At 46.1% G+C, this 20,079-nt stretch carries 17 protein-coding genes and 1 riboswitch; of the genes, 6 read left to right on the forward strand and 11 right to left on the reverse strand.

What is annotated here, in order from left to right; all coding sequences use genetic code 11:
* Positions 1–8: 8 nt before the first annotated feature.
* Positions 9–1,727, reverse strand: a complete 1,719-nt coding sequence (locus tag VC28_RS05730) for a potassium/proton antiporter (protein ID WP_049629805.1) — start codon at positions 1,725–1,727, stop codon at positions 9–11.
* 210 nt (positions 1,728–1,937) lie between these two features.
* On the opposite strand from VC28_RS05730, the gene VC28_RS05735 reads away from it, so the two are divergent.
* Together VC28_RS05735 and VC28_RS05740 are read left to right on the forward strand one after the other, a co-directional pair.
* A complete protein-coding gene (locus tag VC28_RS05735) occupies positions 1,938–3,935 on the forward strand; it encodes a VacB/RNase II family 3'-5' exoribonuclease (protein WP_049629806.1) in 1,998 nt (665 codons plus the stop codon).
* A gap of 27 nt (positions 3,936–3,962) precedes the next feature.
* Positions 3,963–4,439: an EVE domain-containing protein gene (locus VC28_RS05740; protein ID WP_049629807.1), complete on the forward strand. Its 477-nt coding sequence runs from the start codon at positions 3,963–3,965 to the stop codon at positions 4,437–4,439.
* Positions 4,440–4,617: 178 nt separating this feature from the next.
* On the opposite strand, the gene VC28_RS05745 is transcribed toward VC28_RS05740, so the two are convergent.
* The 3 genes from VC28_RS05745 to guaB form a co-directional block, all read right to left on the reverse strand.
* Complete coding sequence (locus VC28_RS05745; protein WP_231591661.1) at positions 4,618–5,913, reverse strand: succinylglutamate desuccinylase/aspartoacylase family protein; 1,296 nt, start codon at positions 5,911–5,913, stop codon at positions 4,618–4,620.
* A gap of 324 nt (positions 5,914–6,237) precedes the next feature.
* The gene (gene guaA / locus VC28_RS05755) at positions 6,238–7,815 is read right to left on the reverse strand and encodes a glutamine-hydrolyzing GMP synthase (protein WP_049629810.1); all 1,578 of its coding nucleotides are present in this window, start codon (positions 7,813–7,815) and stop codon (positions 6,238–6,240) included.
* 133 nt (positions 7,816–7,948) lie between these two features.
* Positions 7,949–9,424 carry an IMP dehydrogenase gene (gene guaB / locus VC28_RS05760; RefSeq protein ID WP_049629811.1) on the reverse strand — a complete coding sequence of 492 codons (1,476 nt, stop codon included), beginning with the start codon at positions 9,422–9,424 and terminating at the stop codon, positions 7,949–7,951.
* A 171-nt stretch (positions 9,425–9,595) separates the two neighbouring features.
* Here guaB and xseA point away from each other — a divergent pair, with 171 nt between their 5' ends.
* The 4 genes from xseA (at position 9,596) to VC28_RS05780 (ending at position 13,323) form a co-directional block, all read left to right on the forward strand.
* Positions 9,596–10,951 (forward strand): exodeoxyribonuclease VII large subunit, encoded by a 1,356-nt coding sequence (gene xseA / locus VC28_RS05765; protein WP_049632196.1) that lies wholly within the window; start codon positions 9,596–9,598, stop codon positions 10,949–10,951.
* A 51-nt stretch (positions 10,952–11,002) separates the two neighbouring features.
* A riboswitch (TPP riboswitch) is annotated at positions 11,003–11,138 on the forward strand.
* 41 nt (positions 11,139–11,179) lie between these two features.
* Entirely contained in the window at positions 11,180–12,295 is a 1,116-nt protein-coding gene (locus VC28_RS05770; protein ID WP_053094160.1) for an FAD-dependent oxidoreductase, read from the forward strand.
* Positions 12,296–12,302: 7 nt separating this feature from the next.
* Positions 12,303–12,506, forward strand: a complete 204-nt coding sequence (gene thiS / locus VC28_RS05775; protein WP_049629813.1) for a sulfur carrier protein ThiS — start codon at positions 12,303–12,305, stop codon at positions 12,504–12,506.
* 4 nt (positions 12,507–12,510) lie between these two features.
* Positions 12,511–13,323 (forward strand): thiazole synthase, encoded by an 813-nt coding sequence (locus VC28_RS05780; RefSeq protein WP_049629814.1) that lies wholly within the window; start codon positions 12,511–12,513, stop codon positions 13,321–13,323.
* 43 nt (positions 13,324–13,366) lie between these two features.
* On the opposite strand, the gene VC28_RS05785 is transcribed toward VC28_RS05780, so the two are convergent.
* The 7 genes from VC28_RS05785 to VC28_RS05815 all read right to left on the reverse strand — a co-directional run bounded on the left by VC28_RS05785 (position 13,367) and on the right by VC28_RS05815 (position 20,045).
* Positions 13,367–14,734, reverse strand: coding sequence for an HD-GYP domain-containing protein (locus VC28_RS05785; RefSeq protein ID WP_049629815.1), 1,368 nt, complete (start codon positions 14,732–14,734; stop codon positions 13,367–13,369).
* A gap of 71 nt (positions 14,735–14,805) precedes the next feature.
* The gene (locus VC28_RS05790) at positions 14,806–15,708 is read right to left on the reverse strand and encodes an AEC family transporter (RefSeq protein ID WP_049629816.1); all 903 of its coding nucleotides are present in this window, start codon (positions 15,706–15,708) and stop codon (positions 14,806–14,808) included.
* Positions 15,709–15,800: 92 nt separating this feature from the next.
* Positions 15,801–16,556 (reverse strand): SDR family NAD(P)-dependent oxidoreductase, encoded by a 756-nt coding sequence (locus VC28_RS05795; protein ID WP_049629817.1) that lies wholly within the window; start codon positions 16,554–16,556, stop codon positions 15,801–15,803.
* Positions 16,556–17,089, reverse strand: a complete 534-nt coding sequence (locus VC28_RS05800) for a DUF3833 domain-containing protein (protein WP_197085485.1) — start codon at positions 17,087–17,089, stop codon at positions 16,556–16,558. Before VC28_RS05800 ends, VC28_RS05795 begins: the two co-directional genes overlap by 1 nt.
* Positions 17,037–18,380 (reverse strand): MFS transporter, encoded by a 1,344-nt coding sequence (locus tag VC28_RS05805; RefSeq protein ID WP_049629818.1) that lies wholly within the window; start codon positions 18,378–18,380, stop codon positions 17,037–17,039. The genes VC28_RS05800 and VC28_RS05805 overlap by 53 nt, the downstream gene beginning before the upstream one ends.
* Positions 18,377–18,895 carry a chalcone isomerase family protein gene (locus VC28_RS05810; RefSeq protein WP_053094161.1) on the reverse strand — a complete coding sequence of 173 codons (519 nt, stop codon included), beginning with the start codon at positions 18,893–18,895 and terminating at the stop codon, positions 18,377–18,379. Before VC28_RS05810 ends, VC28_RS05805 begins: the two co-directional genes overlap by 4 nt.
* Positions 18,885–20,045 carry an SAM-dependent methyltransferase gene (locus tag VC28_RS05815; RefSeq protein ID WP_082191426.1) on the reverse strand — a complete coding sequence of 387 codons (1,161 nt, stop codon included), beginning with the start codon at positions 20,043–20,045 and terminating at the stop codon, positions 18,885–18,887. Before VC28_RS05815 ends, VC28_RS05810 begins: the two co-directional genes overlap by 11 nt.
* Between the last annotated feature and the right edge of the window lie 34 nt (positions 20,046–20,079).

Here is a 20,079-nt window from a genome sequence, read left to right on the forward strand (position 1 = left end):
TGTACAATTTATTTTGCAATAGGCTTAACACCAACCTTACGCACACTGTTGCCCTCTACCTCAGCGATAGTCCACAACATGCCACTCCATTCTGATTTATCGCCCACTACCGGCTTGCCCCCCACCATCTCAGTGATTAATTCACCCAGCGTGGTGTGCATTTCATAGCCCTTCATATCAAGGCGATAAAGCATTGCGAGATCTCGTAATTCAGCATCACCTTGAATAATAAAATCACCAAAGAAGCTGACATCCAGAGTGCGTTTGGGTGCTTCACTGAATAAACGCCCTAATGCAGGCAAATCATGGTCATGGCCTACCACACATAAAATATCTCCAGCCATCAGAGTGGTACTACCCGACGGGTGAAGTAATTCCTTATCGCGAAATAAAGCAGCAATACGCGTATTTTCCGGCATTTTCAGTTCACGCAATGCTGCGCCTATACACCACTTCTCAGCCCCCAGCTTGTAAATAAACATTTCCCATTGGCTGGTCACATGAATTTCAAGGCCTGCACGCGATATAGGGGATGGAACTGCGGGTACAACCACATTGGCTTTTTTAGCTGCAAAACCCAGTGTTGTTCCCTGTACCAACAATGACACCAGTACGATAAAAAAGGCCACATTGAAAAAGAGTTGGGCATTTTCCAAACCAGCCATCAGCGGGAAAACCGCTAGAATTACCGGCACAGCTCCGCGCAGCCCAACCCATGAAATAAATGTACGCTCTTTAAGGTTGAAACTGCGGAAAGGCAAAAGACCAACAAAAATAGATAACGGACGAGCAAATAAAATCATCCACAAAGATAACAACAGCGCTGGAATAGCTATAGGAAGTAACTGACTAGGCGTAAGCAACAAACCTAACACCAGAAACATACCGATCTGGCTCAACCAAGCCAAACCATCAAACATATGTAAAATGCCATGGCGATTACGAATCGGGCGATTACCTAATAACAAACCGCACACGTACACAGTCAGAATTCCGCTACCACCAAAAAAGCTTGATAACGCAAACAGCATAATTCCGCCGCTTACTGCCAGCAACGGATACAGTCCATCGGCAATAGTCAGACGGTTGATCAGTTGTAACAACAACCAACCTCCCCCCAGCCCCAAAGCGATACCAATACCAAACTGCTGTATAAAACTGCCCAATACACCCCAGGTAAATTGGGTCTGGCCTGCTGCAATCATGGCAATTAATGTAACGGTAAGAAATACCGCCATTGGATCATTACTACCCGATTCAATTTCCAAAGTTGAACCAACGCGTTCGTTCAAGCCCTTACCATTGAGTAGATTAAATACCACTGCGGCATCGGTCGAGCCTACAATCGCGCCTATCAGCAAGCCCTCTATCAAAGACAAATCAAACAACCAAGCCGCTGCAATACCGGTTAATCCAGAGGTAATCACAACGCCGACTGTAGCCAGTGACAATGCTGGCCAAAGCGCCACGCGGAAAGTTGTCGTGCGGGTACGCATGCCGCCATCAAGTAAGATGATGGCCAATGCCAGGTTGCTCACCAAGTAAGCAGTAGAGTAGTCATTAAACACAATGCCACCGGGACCATCGACTCCCGCCATCATCCCAACTGCCAGGAAGATAACCAGAATAGGAACCCCAACGCGGGTAGAAATTGAGCTAAGCAAAATACTGGCAGCAACCAGTAGTGCCCCCACCAGCAAGATGTTATTGATAGTGACTGTGTCCAAAAAATAACCCTTTTAAAGAATTCCAATAAAAACAAATACTAAGCTGCAGTGATTGTAACCTGATGCAGCCAGATACTGTCAAAAGACTCGCCGTTAACAATGAGTAAAGCCTATATCTGTGAAAAAAAATAGCTGCCCCATATTTGCGCAACAGCACCGGCAATTCCAGCTATAATCGCGCCATAATCCTTACTTAATAAGTTGTACCTCATGCTCAATAAAGATGCCCTGCAACAACTCGCTCAACTCAAGTCTGCTATCGCAGTTAGTAAAGACATTGCCCAAGGACTCGTACGCACTACCACCAAACGTTTTGGCTTTTTACTGTTAGATGATGGCCGCGAAGCATTTATCGATCCGGACCAAATGATGCGAGTATTGCCAGATGATCGAGTAGAAGCAGAAATCACCACCAATAACAAAGGCCAATTCGAGGCAAAACTGCTCAAATTGATCGCGCCGGGCTTGCAAGAATTTGTCGGTCGCTATGTCAATAAAGGTGCTGCTGATTTTGTTGAGCCCGATGTAAACAATTTCAACCGCTGGCTGTTTATTCCTCCGCAAGAACGCAAAGGCTATAAAGTGGGCGATTTAATCCACTGCACCGTTGCGCGCCACCCGTTTAGCAATGATGGCAAAGTACAAATCCATATTCTTAATCGCATAGGAACGCTCGATGAACCCGGCGTAGAAAGTCGTTACAGCATCGCCAAATTCCAAATTCCTTTCGAGTGGCCAGCAGCTGCACAAACGCAAGCAGGGGGTATTAATTGGTCTCCACTTACATTTGAAAATGATGAACAGGATTTAACTCACCTACCCTTTGTCACAATAGATTCAGAAAACACACGCGACATGGATGACGCAATCTACATCGCACCCAATGACAATGGCTGGGAATTGCTTACTGCAATTGCAGATCCAAGCAAGCACATCGAATTTGATAGCCCGCTTGAGCAAACAGCACGTACCCGCGCCAGTACGCATTACTTACTTGGACAGACCGTCACTATGCTGCCGGTTGATCTTTCGCATGACACCTACTCTTTGGTGCCCGAACAAAAACGGCCCGCATTAGTGTGCAAAATGCAAATTCAACGCGATGGCACCATCAGTTCTTTCACTTTTCTTGAAGCACAAATTCGTTCTCATCACAAACTAAGCTACCAAGGTGTATATGATGCACTTATGGAAACAAGCGAATCATCGCTTGGTGCACCCGCTTTTATTCATAATATGCTGATGGAGTTGAAGGGATGTGCGCAAGCGCGTGCACAATACCGTCAAAATAACGCATTGATGATGGAAGAGCGCCCAGATTATTCTTTTGTATTGAATGAACAGAAAAAAATTGACCACATTGAAAAGCGCGAACGCAATATTGCACATCGGATGATCGAGGAGGCCATGCTGGCAACCAATTTATGTGCTGGTGAACTATTTTTGCAGCATCCCGGTTATGGAATATTCTCAGGACACATAGGTTTTCGCCCTGAGCGCGTTAATGATGCATTAGCATTAATTCAGGAAGATCGTCCTGATTTAAGCCCGGGCGACCTTACACAATTGGATGCATTTACAACGCTGTTTCGCGAATTGCGCTCGAACCCCACCAACCATCCTGCGAGTAGCGCATTACATTCATTACTGCAGCGCATGCTGCAAGCAGGCTCACTTACCTTTGAGCCAACCCCTCATTTTGGGCTGGGTTTTAAGGCTTATGCGATGGCGACCTCACCCATTCGTCGTTACAACGATTTATTCAACCATATCGCCATCAAACGCATTTTACGGGGCGAACAGCCCATCGACATCCACGACAAAAAACAATTCACAGAAGCCCTGCAAAACCAGCTCAATAATGGTCGTCAAGCAGCCCGTTACACTGAAGCTTGGTTGGGCTGCCAGTATGCAGCACAGCATATTGGCAGCCTGCATCAAGGTAGCATTGCATTAGTGAATTCGTTCGGCTTGGGTATTAAATTGGATGACTGGGGGTTAGATGGATATGCACTGCTGACATCCAAGGATAGCGAGATTAAAGCGCAGTTTGATTCGCGCCGCCTAAGCCTGACTATTGAAGGAAAAACCTGGCGCCTGGACGATAAAGTGTACGTTTTGATAAAGGATGTCGACATTGAAAAACGTAAAATCGGATTGGAAATTGTTAGCGAAGAAACGGCACAGCGCTTGAGCGCATGGCTTTAATTAACATCTGCTCAAAAGAGATGGGCTATGACACAACAATATTGGCTATTCAAGGCAGAACCCCATATTTATGGCATAGATCATCTCGCTTCGGCACCAAACAAAACTGGCCGCTGGGATGGCATTCGCAATTATCAAGCAAGAAATTTTTTGCGCGATCAAGTAAAGCTTGGGGATGAAGTCTTTATCTACCACAGTAGCTGCAAACATGTCGGCATTGTTGGGATTGCAAAAATCGTGAGAACGGCCTACCCGGATCCCACACAATTTAATCCGGAAAGTGATTATTACGACCCAAAATCAACCCCGGAAAATCCGCGCTGGTTTTCAGTGGATATCAAGCTCACCAAAAGATTTTCCCGATTGATCTCACTAGCTGAAATCAAAGTACAGCCTGGACTGGAAAATATGGTGCTCGTCAAGCAAGGTCGCTTATCTACGCAACCCGTGACACCATCAGAATGGAAGTTAATATCCGGGCTCGCCAGCACTCAAACACCATAGTATTTGGCCGCACTGACTCAACTGTATCGTACATTCACAATTATATCGAAACCGGATTTCGAGTCCGTTTAGGGTTGCTGGGGCTTGGTTTGGCTCGTCGTAGACAAAAAAATCTCAAGTAAAAACAAAAAATCTCAAGCAAAAACAAAAAGGCCAGCAAAAATTGCTGGCCTTTTTACTACTCATCCGCCATCCGATCCTGCGCTTTACTTACACCTGTTTCAGGCTCATCCATTTCATCGACAGGATCAACACCAGAATCGTCACCGTCTTCTTCATCCTCTTCCGTTTCAAGCAGTTCTCCATTCATTTGGCTCTCCTCTATCAAAATTGCTTCGGGAGTTTGGATACCAATATGGTAAGCAGCGAATCCGGGCAACACAACTTGATCCAACGCCATACCAATGATGCGACCATTGTATGGTGACTTAATGGTCGTGCGAGCATTGGTAATAGGATCTGTGACAGTGCCTAAAATATCTTCTTCTTTAACACGCTGACCCAAAGTAGCCTTGCTGAACAAAATACCGCTCTGGTTTGCACGCACCCATGCTGAACGATAATAAACAGGAGCAATTCGATTCCAACGCTTTTGTTTACCATACATTCCTGTTTTGGCGAGCAATGTATTAATTGCCGTTACACCCTCTTCTACCACATCGCTCTGCATTGCCATTGGCTCACCTGCTTCCAATGTAACGGCTGGAATCCCTGCGCGCACAGCTGCTGCCCGTAGCGAATTCGGATTACCACGACCATTTAACACGGCGATTACACCAAAATTTTGTGCAAGACGCGCAACGTTTTCATCAGAAAGATCCGCACGCAATTGCGGCAAATTTGTACGGTGAAACGACCCAGTATGAAGATCCACGAGGGAATCACAATGCATAATAATTTTACTAAAGAAAGAATGCGCTAAGCGCGATGCAGAACTGCCGTGAGTGTTTCCTGGAAAATAACGATTCCAGTCACGACGATCAGGCAAGTAACGGGAGTTGCGGCGAAAGCCCATAATATTTGCCACAGGCACACCGATGATAGTGCCGTTTAATTTAGCGGGATCGATGTTAAAAATAACGCGGCGAATCATTTCAATTCCATTTAATTCATCGCCATGAACTGCTGCGGTTAAGCACAATGTTTTTCCGGGGTTTGCTCCATTCACAACCAAAATAGGCGTCGCCTCGCTAAACGCTCCCACAGCTGCATCTGAATTCCATGTCAAACGCACAGACGAATTGGGCTTTACTTCTGTATCCAAAATAAATTTGGAAAGCGTCATGGCCTCAGTTGCAATTACCTCACTGGAAGACTGTGCGCTATGACTGGATTCCGCTGAAGACGTTATGAGTACCGCACTGGATGCGGCGGCACTCGCCACAGCACTGCTGAATCCAATCACTGAACTCATAGCGGACGATTGCGTGCTGGAAGATTGCCCTGTAGCAGAGGATGCTATTTCAGCACTCATTGTTGAGCTACTACTAATCTCAATACTAGTAGCGGAGCTGGATGATGATGCTGTAATGATAGGCTTGCTGCTTGATGTAGCATTTTGTGCGAGGAGTAAAATGGATGAATCGCCAGATAAACTGGAACTTGTCTGCGCTAACACAACGCCAGAATAAAAAAATCCTGTAGAAAAAAATCCAGCAGAAAGCAGACAAACAGATAAAAAATGAATGGCTGATATGTAAAACGTTCGCTGCATAAACTCAGTATCTCATTAGTATAGGAATGTTACTGTACAGCACACATCCTTGTGATTGATCCTGAACTACAATATGACGAAAAATTATTCCCATTCAATAGTTGCAGGCGGCTTGCTCGATACATCATAGCAAACGCGTGATACGCCGGAGATTTCATTAATAATACGCCCCGACACTTTTTCAAGCAGCTCATAAGGCAGATGAGCCCAACGTGCAGTCATAAAATCAACAGTTTCCACAGCGCGCAAAGAAATTACCCATTCGTAACGACGCCCATCGCCTACAACTCCGACAGATTTTACTGGCAGAAATACAGCAAACGCTTGTGAGGTTTTGTGATACCAACCCGATGCATGCAGCTCCTCTAAAAAGATTGCATCGGCTTCACGCAAAATATCTGCATACTCTTTTTTCACTTCGCCAAGAATACGAACACCTAAACCAGGACCAGGGAACGGATGACGATAAACCATATCGTAAGGCAAGCCTAATTCCAAACCAATCGCGCGCACTTCGTCTTTAAATAATTCACGCAGTGGTTCAACCAGTTTGAATGCCATATCGTCTGGCAAACCACCCACATTGTGATGCGATTTAATCACGTGCGCTTTACCGGTTTTGGCAGCGGCAGATTCAATTACGTCAGGGTAGATGGTTCCTTGCGCCAACCATTTAACATCTTTCAGTTTGGTTGCTTCCGCATCGAATACATCGATAAAAGTGCCGCCAATAATTTTGCGCTTTTTCTCAGGGTCATTCACACCCACAAGCTTACTGAGGAATTGCTCTTCTGCATCAGCACGGATAACACGCACGCCCATATTTTTGGCGAACATATCCATTACCTGATCGCCTTCGTTTTTACGCAACAAACCGTTATCCACAAATACACACGTGAGTTGATCGCCAATTGCTTTGTGTAACAGCGCCGCCACTACCGATGAATCTACCCCACCAGAAAGACCGAGTAGTACTTTGTCGTTACCCACCTGCTCTTTCACTTTTTTGATTGCATCTTCAACGATGTTAGCAGGGGTCCACAGGGGCTCACAGCCACAGGTTTGCAACACAAAGTGCTCAAACATGCGTTTGCCTTGTAGTGTATGAGTTACCTCTGGATGAAACTGCACACCGTAGAATTTTTTGGCTTCGTTATACATGCCAGCAATCGCACACGACGGCGTTGATGCCATCAGGCTAAAGCCCTCTGGCATTCTTGTCACTTTATCGCCGTGACTCATCCAGACATCTAACAATGCACTGCCATCGTGATCTACATGATCTTTAATATCTTTAAAGAGTGAAGACTCACCATGTGCTTTAATTTGAGCATAACCAAATTCACGTATGTTTGAGCCTTCTACCGCGCCGCCCATTTGCTCGGCCATAGTTTGCATGCCGTAACAAATGCCCAGCACCGGGACACCAAGGGTGAAAACAACTTCTGGCGCACGAGGTGAATTCGCCTCATGAACAGACTCTGGCCCCCCCGCCAAAATAATCCCTTTAGGATTGTATGCACGAATTTCGTCGTCGCTCATATCCCAAGCACGTATTTCTGAAAATACGCCAATTTCGCGTACGCGGCGTGCAATTAATTGGGTGTACTGTGAACCGAAATCCAAAATAAGAATTCGCTGTGCATGAATATCGTGAGACATGTTGTGCCCTGCTCGAAATAAAAAATCAGAAAATAAAAAACAAAATGAATTCTACTGAAAAGAAAAACTCGGGCTTAACCCGAGTTTTTTCTCTACTACGCCTTTTGGCGCACGTCTGAGTAACAACCACTAATTAACGGCCACCAATTGGATAATTCGGCGCTTCTTTGGTGATCTGAACATCGTGCACATGACTTTCACCCATGCCCGCTGCAGTTACACGCACAAACTCAGGCTTGGTGCGCATGGATTCCAAATCGGAACAGCCGGTATAACCCATCGCCGAACGCAAACCGCCCATCATTTGATGAACGATGGCAGCCAAAGGACCTTTATAGGGAACGCGACCTTCAATACCTTCAGGAACTAACTTCTCGGCACCAGCGCTGGCATCCTGAAAGTAGCGATCACTGGAACCTTGCGATTGCGACATTGCACCCAGTGAACCCATGCCGCGATAGGCTTTGTAAGTACGGCCTTGATACAACTCCACCTCACCCGGTGCCTCTTCCGTACCGGCAAACATGGAGCCCATCATCACCGCATGAGCGCCAGCAACGACCGCTTTAGCGATGTCGCCGGAATAACGAATACCGCCATCTGCAATAGCAGGAACACCGGTACCTTTAAGGGCGGCAACAACATTTGCAATCGCAGAGATTTGCGGAACACCTACACCGCTGACGATACGGGTTGTACAAATCGAACCAGGGCCGATTCCTACTTTTACCGCGTCTGCACCCGCCTCCACCAATGCCAGTGCAGCAGCGCCAGTCGCGATATTGCCGCCAATCACTTGCACATCAGGGTATTTGGCTTTGATCGCACGCACACGATCCAATACGTTTTTACTGTGACCATGAGCGGTATCTACTACCAATACATCTACGCCAGCTTCAACCAAAGCATCCACTCGCGCATCAGTATCGCGGCTGGTGCCTACACTCGCACCCACACGTAAACGACCTTCAGGGTCTTTACATGCGCTGGGATACTTCTCTGCCTTGTTGATATCTTTAACAGTAATTAAACCACGCAATTCAAAGTTGTCATTCACCACCAAGACTTTTTCGATGCGGTGTTTATGCAACAAATTGCGGACTTCTTCGGGTGTAAAACCTTCTTTAACAGTCACTAACTGCGCTTTTGGAGTCATGATGCTGGAAACACTTGCATCCAGATTGGTCTCAAAACGCACATCGCGACCGGTTACTATGCCGACCAAATCGCCATTGTGCAGAACCGGTACACCGGAAATATTATTTTTGCGGGTCAAGGCGATCAAATCGCGAATCGTTGCGCTGGAGTCAATGGTAATAGGATCTTTCACCACACCTGCTTCGAATTTTTTCACCGCGCGCACTTCGGCAGCTTGTTGCTCGATAGTCATGTTCTTGTGAATGATGCCAATACCACCTTCTTGCGCCATAGAAATAGCAAGACGAGCCTCGGTGACTGTATCCATCGCAGCAGAAATCAGAGGAATATTTAGCTGGATCTTGCGAGTCAACTGGGTCTTCAGGGATACATCTTTCGGCGTGACATCCGAAAAACCTGGCACAAGGAGCACATCATCAAATGTGAGGGCTTCTTCAGCAATTCGCAACATAGCTACCAACCTCAAAATAGAGCGGGAAAATAAACGCGGAATTATAGCGATTCGATCCTCACTGGTAAACCAATAACCACTATATCTTGTGGCTATTACCCGCTTTCAGGCTATCCGCACACCGATGCTTGGCCTAGAATGCGTATCAAACTGCTTTTGGCTGTATCCGTTATGAATGATCTTTTCAGTAAAACCCCTGAGCGGGAAATCCTTAGTGTCAGCCAGCTTAATCGTCAGGCACGCCAACTATTGGAGACGCACTTGCCTCTGCTCTGGGTAGAAGGTGAACTGTCCAATGTGTCTATTCCCTCATCAGGCCATTGGTATTTCACCTTAAAAGATGAGCAAGCCCAAGTTCGCTGCTGCATGTTCCGCAACCGCAATATGCTGGTTCGATTCAAACCACAACAGGGCCAGCATGTCCTGATTCGCGCCCGTGTAAGCCTGTATGAAGGGCGCGGCGACTACCAAATTATTGCTGAACATATGGAAGAAGCGGGTAGCGGTGCCCTTCAGCGCGCATTCGATGAGTTAAAACATCGCCTCTCATCCGAAGGATTGTTTAACGAGGCACACAAAAAGCCGCTCCCCAAAATCCCCAAACGTATCGCTGTGATTACATCGCCAACGGGTGCCGCCATCCACGATGTGCTGAGCGTGTTGGAGCGGCGCTTCGCAGGTATTCCGGTAACCGTAATTCCAGTCGCAGTACAGGGGAAAGAATCTGCGCCTCAAATCGTCAATGCTATTGACCTTGCCAACCGTGCCAACTTGTTCGATGTCATCTTACTGACGCGCGGTGGTGGCTCCATGGAGGACCTCTGGTCATTTAATGAGGAAATCGTCGCTCGCGCGATTTTTAATAGCTCACTTCCTATTGTCAGCGCTGTGGGTCACGAGGTCGATTTTACGATTGCCGATTTTGTTGCCGACCTGCGAGCGCCCACGCCTTCCGCAGCAGCGGAAATATTAGTACCGGATAGTGAGGAATGGCTGGATAAATTTATCGGCTTTGAAGTGCTACTTGAAGAGGCCATGTTGCGCAAACTCGCGCATCTGCAAAAGCACTTACAACATTTGCGTCTGCGCTTACGGCATCCGCGCGAGCGATTGGAGCAGCAAGCGCAACGATTGGATAACCTCGAATTACGCTTAAAAAACCATATTAAACACCTGCTGGATCGTCATCAGAACCAACTCGCTCAATTGCGGCTGCGTATGCAGATGCATCATCCACATATACAGCTAACACAACTGCGTGATCGGCTACACGCAGCGCAAACACAACTATTTAAAACCCAATTTGCGTATATAGATAATCAGAAACAGCGGCTCACGACAGCGGCGCGGATGCTGAATACACTGAGCCCATTGAATACACTTGAACGCGGATTTGCATTGGCAAGCGATTCACAATCAGGCCGGATTATCACGCATCAGCAGCAAGTCCAAGCCGGTCAACGCATCCACACACGGGTTGCAGGCGGTGGTTTCCATAGCATTGTAGAGTCACTGGATTCCGAATAAAGCCTGCAAGGTTTTGATTGCGAACAACGAAAGCCATTAGTATATTGACCACACTTCTTGTCGGGGCGCCTTGGCTGAATTGCATGAATATAAATGCAAATTTAGTACGGAGGCTGAGATGGGCTCGGCCCAACCCGTAGAACCTGAACAGGCTAGAACCTGCGGAGGGAACAAGGCGCATAGCAATCGCTATTTCCCCTGTCCTCCGCCTCATTTTTTCGAGGCAATGTGAATACTAAATCCAACCTGCAACATATCGCCATTGCTGGCGCTGGCCTCTTAGGTCGATTGATTGCCTGGCGCTTGCGCTTACAGGGGCATGACATCACGCTTTTCGAAGCTGGCAAATTACAACCGGACAACACCTTGCGGGCAGCCGCTTTTACCGCAGCAGGCATGATCGCACCACTAAGCGAAGCCGTAGTATCCGATGCAAATGTTTACCGCATGGGTCAATTTGCTCTGCAGCGTTGGCCGCAATGGCTAAGCGATTTACCACAAGCCAATTTACCGCAACAGAATCCGCAATTATTTTTTGCCAAAGGCAGTTTGCTGGTTGCACACCCACAAGATGAAAGCGAGCTGCAACAATTTGAAAATGAATTGAATTTTGTCGTGCCTGAATGTCGCAACTATCAATGGTTATCCGGACATGAAATTCAAACACTGGAACCGGATTTACATTCACATTTTTTGCGCGGCTTGCTCTTACAAGAAGAAGGCCATTTGCATAACCGTGAATTTTTACAACAGCTTGGCGATGAATTAGTCCGCCTGAATGTCACGATTTATGAGAACACACCCGTAGAAGTCGATCCGCATACTATCCGTGCACTTGATAGAACTGAAAAGTTCGATTTAGTTATTGATTGCCGTGGCTTGGGGGCAAAAACACAACTTACACAATTGCGCGGTGTGCGTGGTGAGACCCTGCACGTAGAAACCAGCGAGATTCGCTTACAGCGCCCGGTGCGGTTAATGCATCCGCGCTACCAATTGTATGTTGTTCCCAAACCAAATAACCGGTTTATCATTGGTGCAACGCAAATTGAAAGTGAAGATCGTTCACCCGTTACGCTGCAATCATCACTTGAGTTAGGTAGCGCACTTTATACGTTATCACCCGCTTTTGCCGAAGCGCGAATTATCGAGACAGATACAAATTTACGCCCTGCATTTATGGATAACCTGCCCAAAATTTTTTGCAGCCCCGGGCTCATTATTGCAAATGGATTATTCCGCCACGGTTATTTGTTAGCGCCAGCCGTCACTGAACAAGTACTGGCTCAAGTTGCACAAAACCACACTATTTTATTCCCCAACTTGCTTCAGCCTTCAGGTTAAAAAGACGATGATCCAAGTCAGTGTAAACAATGAAATTAAATCAATAACCACAGCAACGCTGCTAAGTGATGCACTGCGTGATTGGGGTTATAGTGACAGCAAAATTGCAGTGGCAATCAATCAGGAGTTTGTACCGCGCTCTACTTACACAGAACGCACACTCAATGCCAACGACCAAATCGATATTGTTCGCCCGGTAGGCGGAGGTTAAGCACATGAATAATGCAACATCAACGTTACCCGCACGCGACTTCACACTGTATGAAGAAACCTTTTCCAGCCGTTTTTTATTGGGCACCGCACTTTACGCATCGCCACAATTAATGCGCGATTCAATTACCCAGTCGCGCTGCGAAATTGTCACACTTGGCTTGCGCCGCCAAAATCCAGCGAATCGCGATGGAGATGCCATTTGGCAATACATACAGGAAAGCGGCTGCCGCTTACTCCCTAATACAGCGGGCTGTAAATCAGTTAAAGAGGCAGTCACGCTTGCAGAAATGTCGCGCGAAATTTTCAATACCGATTGGATAAAACTGGAAGTGGTTGGCGACGATTACAATTTACAACCCGATCCGTTTGGTTTGCTAGAAGCATCAGAAATACTGATTAAAAAAGGGTTCAAAGTATTACCCTACTGCACCGACGATTTAATTTTATGCAAACGTTTGGTGGATGTCGGCTGCGAAGTATTAATGCCGTGGGGGGCACCTATAGGCACCGGGCAAGGTTTATTAAATCGATATAACTTGCGGAGTTTGCGCGAAAGAATCAAGGATGTTCCGATGATTATCGATGCAGGCCTCGGGGCTCCATCACAAGCTGCAGAGGCAATGGAAATGGGCTTTGATGGAATACTGTTAAACACTGCAGTAGCCAAGGCACACAATCCACCGTTAATGGCAGAAGCATTTGCCGATGCTATTGATGCAGGCCGCAAAGCATTTAAAGCAGGTCTGATGCAAAAGCGCCAAACGGCTAGCCCAAGCACACCGACCGTCGGCCAACCATTCTGGCATCAACAATAACAACAAAAATACGTTAGCAAGCAGCGATTTATTTCCATAGAAATTACGAGGTTGGCGGCAATAAAAAGCCGCCAATTTTTTTCAGGCCCACATCTAATTCTCTGGCAACTTTTAGGTTTTTACATTCACCCGAGCTTACATATGCTTGCAACATATGCGTTAAACGATGCAAGTGAAAATTCATTTCCTGCTGTCGCAAAAGTGCATCTTCTACTACTTTATTAATACTAACGCCCTGCTGATTTGCGATACTTTGTAATGATTCCCGCAAATCTTCCTGGAATAACAAGCTGCCTTTAAAAGTCGATGCGATATGCAATACAACGTTTTGCAGGCCATGTAGTTTGCGATCCCCATGGGTATAACCCACATTTGTCAGGATTTCCCTAAGCTCACTAAACCATTGTTGCAAGTTTGCATTTTGTTGCAGCATGCGCTCGGCAAACTCAGGTATCTCACTACCCTCAACAACATTATCCAGTGGAATTTCACTGCGAAAAATCATGGTACTGACAATTTCACAGCCGCGATATAAATATGCTGCGCGGTTTAACTCCAGCACAGGAATAACTTCTCGCCAGCGACGACCATAGGGTTTAAAACGATTGTAATAAATACCCACAATGCTGTCGGCCAAGGCGAGAATTTGCCCAGGCAACGAAATTTCACTTTCTACTTTACCGATTGGATAGCCAGTGCCATCGCAGCGCTCATGATGTTCGCTTACGGCAACAATTAAATCTTCCGAAAATCCGGGAACTTCACGCAGTATTTGGCAGGAAATATCAACATGCGCTTGTAACGTCAGCCATTCATCCGCAGCAAGCTCTTCTTTTGCAAGAATATAGGGTGGAATATGCATCATGCCGAAATCATGAGTAATAGCAGCCCAGAAAATTTGCTGCGTTTCTTCCAGAGGTAAACGCATTTCCTGAGCAATAAAAATCGACCATAACCCAACACTCAGCGTACGCTGAAACAAATTAATCATCTGCGCTGACATCACTGTCAGGCGTTGCTGTACTAGCGGAAAATGTTCCAGCATTTCACTTACAGGCCGCAGAGAATCCAACGGATATTTACGTTCTTCTAGCGACTGGAAAAATTCTGTATTGCGGATGGTATCGACCAGATGCTGCAGAAAATCGCTATTGCACATGGTTTGTTGAATGTGGACGCAATGGGATAGCGGTGAAGCCAACAAGACATCACCTAATAACAACAGAGTACTACGGGAGATCAAATCGCCTGAAGAAATAAGCAGCCTTCCATCAGCAGAATAAATATCCTGTGTGGCAGTGACAGAGTTTGACGCAGAAAGCTGAGCCAAATAAAAATCATATGCATCTAAACGCAAGGGATTCCAGACAGATGATGCATTTTTCAGCATTGACGGCTGATCATACGACATAAAACCATCCATGCAGAACTCAGACAAATTTGAATTATTGTTAGTTCACCCGGCTCGTTTCTCATGAGCCATTACGGATGAGTCAATAGGATTCGCCATAACCAAACACTCACTAATCCTATCAACAGACTATACCCCACCATGGACGCAGCAAAACGTGGGGCAAGGTTATGGCTCACTGCAAGTACGCCGGCAGAAATCATAGCGGGCATTGCAGCCTCCAGTACTACCACATGAGCAACCAGACCATGGATATTAAATAACCATAGCCCTAACCAGGCAAATGCGGGCGATAACACCAGAATATAAAAAATACCCAGCAAAAGCGGCAGTAAATGATTGGACTCCAGTTTAAATCGCCACTGCAATCCCACTGCAACCATTACCACAGGTACAAGTGTAGATGAGATTCGTGCAAGCGCCTCAGCAAACCAATCCGGATATGTAAAAAATCGTAACAAGAAGGCGATAACAAGGGCAAAAAAGGAGGGAAATACAACTATATTGCGCAAAATTTTTGTTGCTGATGTTGCACTGCCTGCATAGTAAGCAGCAATCGCGATACCAAAAGTATTGAGCGCGATAAATGTTCCCAATTGATCGTATAGGATCGCATAGGGAATTCCCTCGCTTCCAAGATGCGCTTCTATTAAAGGAATGCCCACAAACCCCGTATTACCCAAGGGCACCAACAACATTAGTGCGCCGGTAATTTCACGTGACCAGCGCAACCAGCGCGCCGTAAAAAAAGTAACCACTGCGCTGAAAAACATGACGACCCAGGCAACAATGACTGGAATAAGCGCCTCATGATTCAGTGTGAGCTTGGGAATTTCCGACAGAATTAATGCTGGCAAAGCAACGTAAATAACATATCCATTGAGCGATGCCGCCGCGTTCTCCGGGAGATGTTTACTGCGCTGGAACAGTAATCCAACCAGCAAACAAATTATAACCACCGCTATGTTGGACATGACGTTAACAACCAAATGACTACAGAATGACACTTACTTTAGCTGACCAACATGCAATATAAATAGAAACTACTATCTATAAAAGCTATTTTTCAGACTAATTTACGAGTCACCCGAAGCGATAATGGATATGGAAGCAAACGCAGTAGCTTTAGTAACAGCGTAAATTTTTTGGGAAAATGAATTTCAAAACTGCGCGATAACAAACCATCAGCAATGGCGTTGGCCGCATCCTCTGGCTGCATGATCATGGGCATTTCAAAACGGTTTTTATCGGTCAGCGGAGTACTGACAAATCCGGGATTAATGAGTTTGATATCAATAAGATCCCTGCATTCTGCATGCAAACTTTCTGCAAGGTTAATAAGTGCGGCTTTAGTTGCACTGTAGGGCTGGCCTTCAGGTAAGCCTATATAACCGGCGACGCTGCCGCACAACGCTAGCTGACCCTTTTGTTGTTGGGACTTGAGAATAGGCACAACGGCATGTACCACGTTGAATGCACCGGTCAGATTGGTATCAATAATCCCTTTGGTAACGGCAATATCCAGCTCCGTTGTCTTCATCGGTACATAGGCTGCAGCCAGAAAAATAATACGATCAATGCGACCAAATGATGCGCGTATTGCATGTGCAGTACGCAAGGTCATATCCGGATCGGTAATATCAAGCACAAACACTTTACTTGTGTCATCCAATTCAAGCTTTAATCTGTCCAGCTCATCCTTGCGCCGTGCTGATAAGGCTAACAAAGCTCCTCTTTTAAAAAGTTCACGCGCCAATGCAGCACCAATTCCACTGCTGGCACCAATTATCCAGACAACCTGATTTTCATATGAGGTCATCATTATTTTTGCTTCTGCATAAAGATGGTGAGTTCAGAGACTGTGAACCCGAATTTTTTAAGATATGAACGATTGATCAATACATCGTCATTCATCAACCACATCCAGTCATCAAAACGAATGTGATAGGTTGTGTCATCAACCGGAAGATCCATTACATAATTCCAGCGCACTGCACTGCCCTCAATTTTACCGGTTGCGGTATCAATAATGTCGGATGCAGTCCCTTCATATGTACCGTCCGCCATTTTTCGGATGGTCCAGATACGTTGTTGTTTTTCTCCATCGTAATAATTGAAATACTCCGTCAATGTACCAACATCGCCTTTCCACTCACCCACCATGTCTACATCAAAACGGCGTATAACACGGCCGCGCCAATCCTGAACTATTCCCCAGGCCTTGATGGGGCCATTAAAATATTCTTTGATATCGGCACGTGGTGTCGTGTCTTTGTAATGATCAAGGGAATTTCCCGCGCAACTACCCAGCATCATGAGTGCTCCCAGAATGGCTGTGATTCTGACGATTTTCATTTTTTCCTCCTGAGTGGGATTGGATAAAAAACATGTAAAGAAGCCCTGCTGCCGCCAATTTTAAAATGCAAGGAAAAACAGCATAGCTAATGGAAAGCACACTGAGCGCGAGAGCAGAATTGACGGATTGCGGTTGGAATCCTGCCATATCCAAAATAGGTAGCACTATGACCGATGCCAAAGCCAAACTGGCTTTGATGATGAAAGCGAGCAATGCGTAATGCGATCCGGCATATTTGCTGTTGTCATGTGCGTGGATGTGATCAGCCAATATCGATGGCGGTAGTGTCAAATCAGCCCCAAATGCCAAACCTGAAAAAAAACACACAGCTGCAAAAGCCCATACATCACCAGCATTTAGCAAGGCAGCGCCAATAAAACCTGCAACAGCAAGAACATTCGCCAAACACCATGCTTTATATTTCCCTAAGTGCACACTCAACGTTTTCCATAACGGCATTGCCGCTGCACCAGAAAGAAAATACAGCAATAAAAATAATCCGGTTAAATGCTCTGCTCCTAAAAAGTCGCGCACATAAAAAATCACCAAAACAGAGGGAATACTTGAAGCGAGCATGCTGATCGCATACACAATAAACAGTTGCACGCTCACTGATGGCAACGCGCGCAATGCAGAGAATGGAGACAGGCCGGGGATATTGGTATTGCGATTAGCGAATCGTGTCGCCGAGCTGTTTACATCCCGCCCTGACTGCGAAAAACACAAGATACCTACCGCCATTAAAATAAAGAGAATTATTGCGTACCACAGGTAAGCATCACCGGGATTGGCAACATAAGACAGCAGCGCAGGTGTCGATACCGCAATGACCAAACCAATTAATCCAAATGCTTCACGCGCACCTGCAATTCTAGTTTGTTCGGCTGCATCTTTTGTCCACAATGTCGCTTTAATGCCCAGCACAATAGTCAGAACACTGTAAGCGGTTACCGCAAACAGCATGCACAGGCAAAACCAGATTGCCGCCGAAAAAACCTTAACATTAAAAAGTCCATAAATCGCCACACACAAAACCACCCCAGCCACCGAAAGAAAGATAAATAGTTGGTGTTGGAAACGGTCTGTGAGCCAACCAATCAACGGGTCTTGAATTGCATCAAATAAACGGATTATCAATAACAATGTGCCAAGCAATGTCAATGAAAGACCGTAATGTGTGGCGTAATAATCCGGTGCAAGAATGTAGAGTGGAAAACCAGCAAACGCTACAGGTATAGCAATGAAGCCGTAGCGAAAAAGCGATTTAGTTGTGATTGCTTGTGCATTCATCGCAACCCCAAAAGCGCACGACGCAACGCTGGCTCAGAAGTGTTTTCACCAAGCCATATGTCAAAAAATAATTTTCCGAAATCATCGCTCTTGATAACACCCGCGATTTCATTTCCGTGGTAAAAAGTCGTGTGTTTTTCCGGGATATAGATAGCAGACAATACCGTTCCTTCTTTTACGTCCGGAAAAATAGATTTCATCTGAGTATTCCAGGCAGCTAGCGTCACCTCATCAGAAAAACCCTGTTTGCGCATCTCTTGCACTGATCTGTCCGCAATTTCTTTACCGCTAATATCGCGAAAATATTCAATCGATAAAGCGAACGGCTGGTCAGGATTCCACTCGCCTTTAGGGGCATAAAGCGTTGCTTCATAGACATCCCAAAAAGCATAAGAAAAAACACCTTGCCCAACGATGGATGCCTCAGGTACAGAATGATTGATTGGCTCAGACGCAAACACACTGGATGCGTGAATAAAAAAAACGCCAAGAGCTGACTTCAATCTAGTTTGCATGCTCAAGCTCCCATTGCACGACATCCGTTCTTCCATGCTGGAATGATGCAATACAACAGGTCAGGTAAAAGCGCCACATCCGAATAAATTTTTCATCAAACCCCATCGCTTTGACGCTGTGGATTTTTTCATCGAAATTATTGAGCCAGTGAGTTAGTGTGCGGGCATAATCTTTTCCAAACGCAAACTCGTCTGTTACACGCAGACCTGCTTTTGCACTCTCTTCACGAAAGCGCGAAGGCGATGGCAACATACCACCGGGAAATATAAACGTGCGGATCGCATCTCCACTCACCCGGTAGCGATCAAATGACGAATCATCAATAGTGATGCTTTGAACCATCGCCTTGCCTTTACCTGCAAGAAGCGATTTTAATTTTGAAAAATAGACAGGCCAAAATTTTTCACCTACGGCCTCAAACATTTCAATAGAAACGATCTGGTCGTAACGGCCAGTTTGATGACGATAATCTTCAAGTGCGATAACGGCGTTTTTACCCACGCGTTTTACTGCGAACTCATGTTGGGCTTCAGAAATGGTCAGCCCCTTGATTGCGTAATCCCCTTTCTGCAGTGCGCGCTCGGCAAAACCGCCCCAACCGCAACCAATTTCCAGAAGGCTGCCGGAAGAGCTCAGCCGATCAATCATTCGGTCATATTTGCGCATTTGAGCATGCTCAAGATTCTCATCCTCCCGTGCAAAAATTGCTGATGAATAAGTCATCGAGGGATCGAGCCAGAGGGAGTAAAAATCATTGCCAATATCGTAATGGGCATGAATATTTTTCTTACTGCCCTGCAATGTGTTGCGCGTGAAAAAGTACGCGATGCGCGAGGCGAACTTGCCGAAAGCATTACCGCAGATGTAATCATCCAGCACTGACTGGTTTTGCAATCCAAACAGAAATACCTGGGTTGGATCGGTTGAATCCCACAGGCCATCGCGGTAAGCCTCAGCAAGCGCGATATCACCATGACGCACAAGTGCGCCCACCAAACGCCAATCACGAATATCAAGCTGTGCTTCTGCGCCCGGCTTTGAACCTTTAAAAGAGTAGATTTTTCCTTCAGGTGTTGTCACCTCGATCGCCCCGTATTCGATCAGGTCAAGCGCTGCAAGAAAACGGTTAGTAAGGTGCCGATCAAACATAGTATTCATCCTCTTTTTCTCTTTTATAGCCTTG

It is taken from the genome of Cellvibrio sp. pealriver, from assembly GCF_001183545.1.
In the GTDB taxonomy this organism is placed as follows: domain Bacteria; phylum Pseudomonadota; class Gammaproteobacteria; order Pseudomonadales; family Cellvibrionaceae; genus Cellvibrio.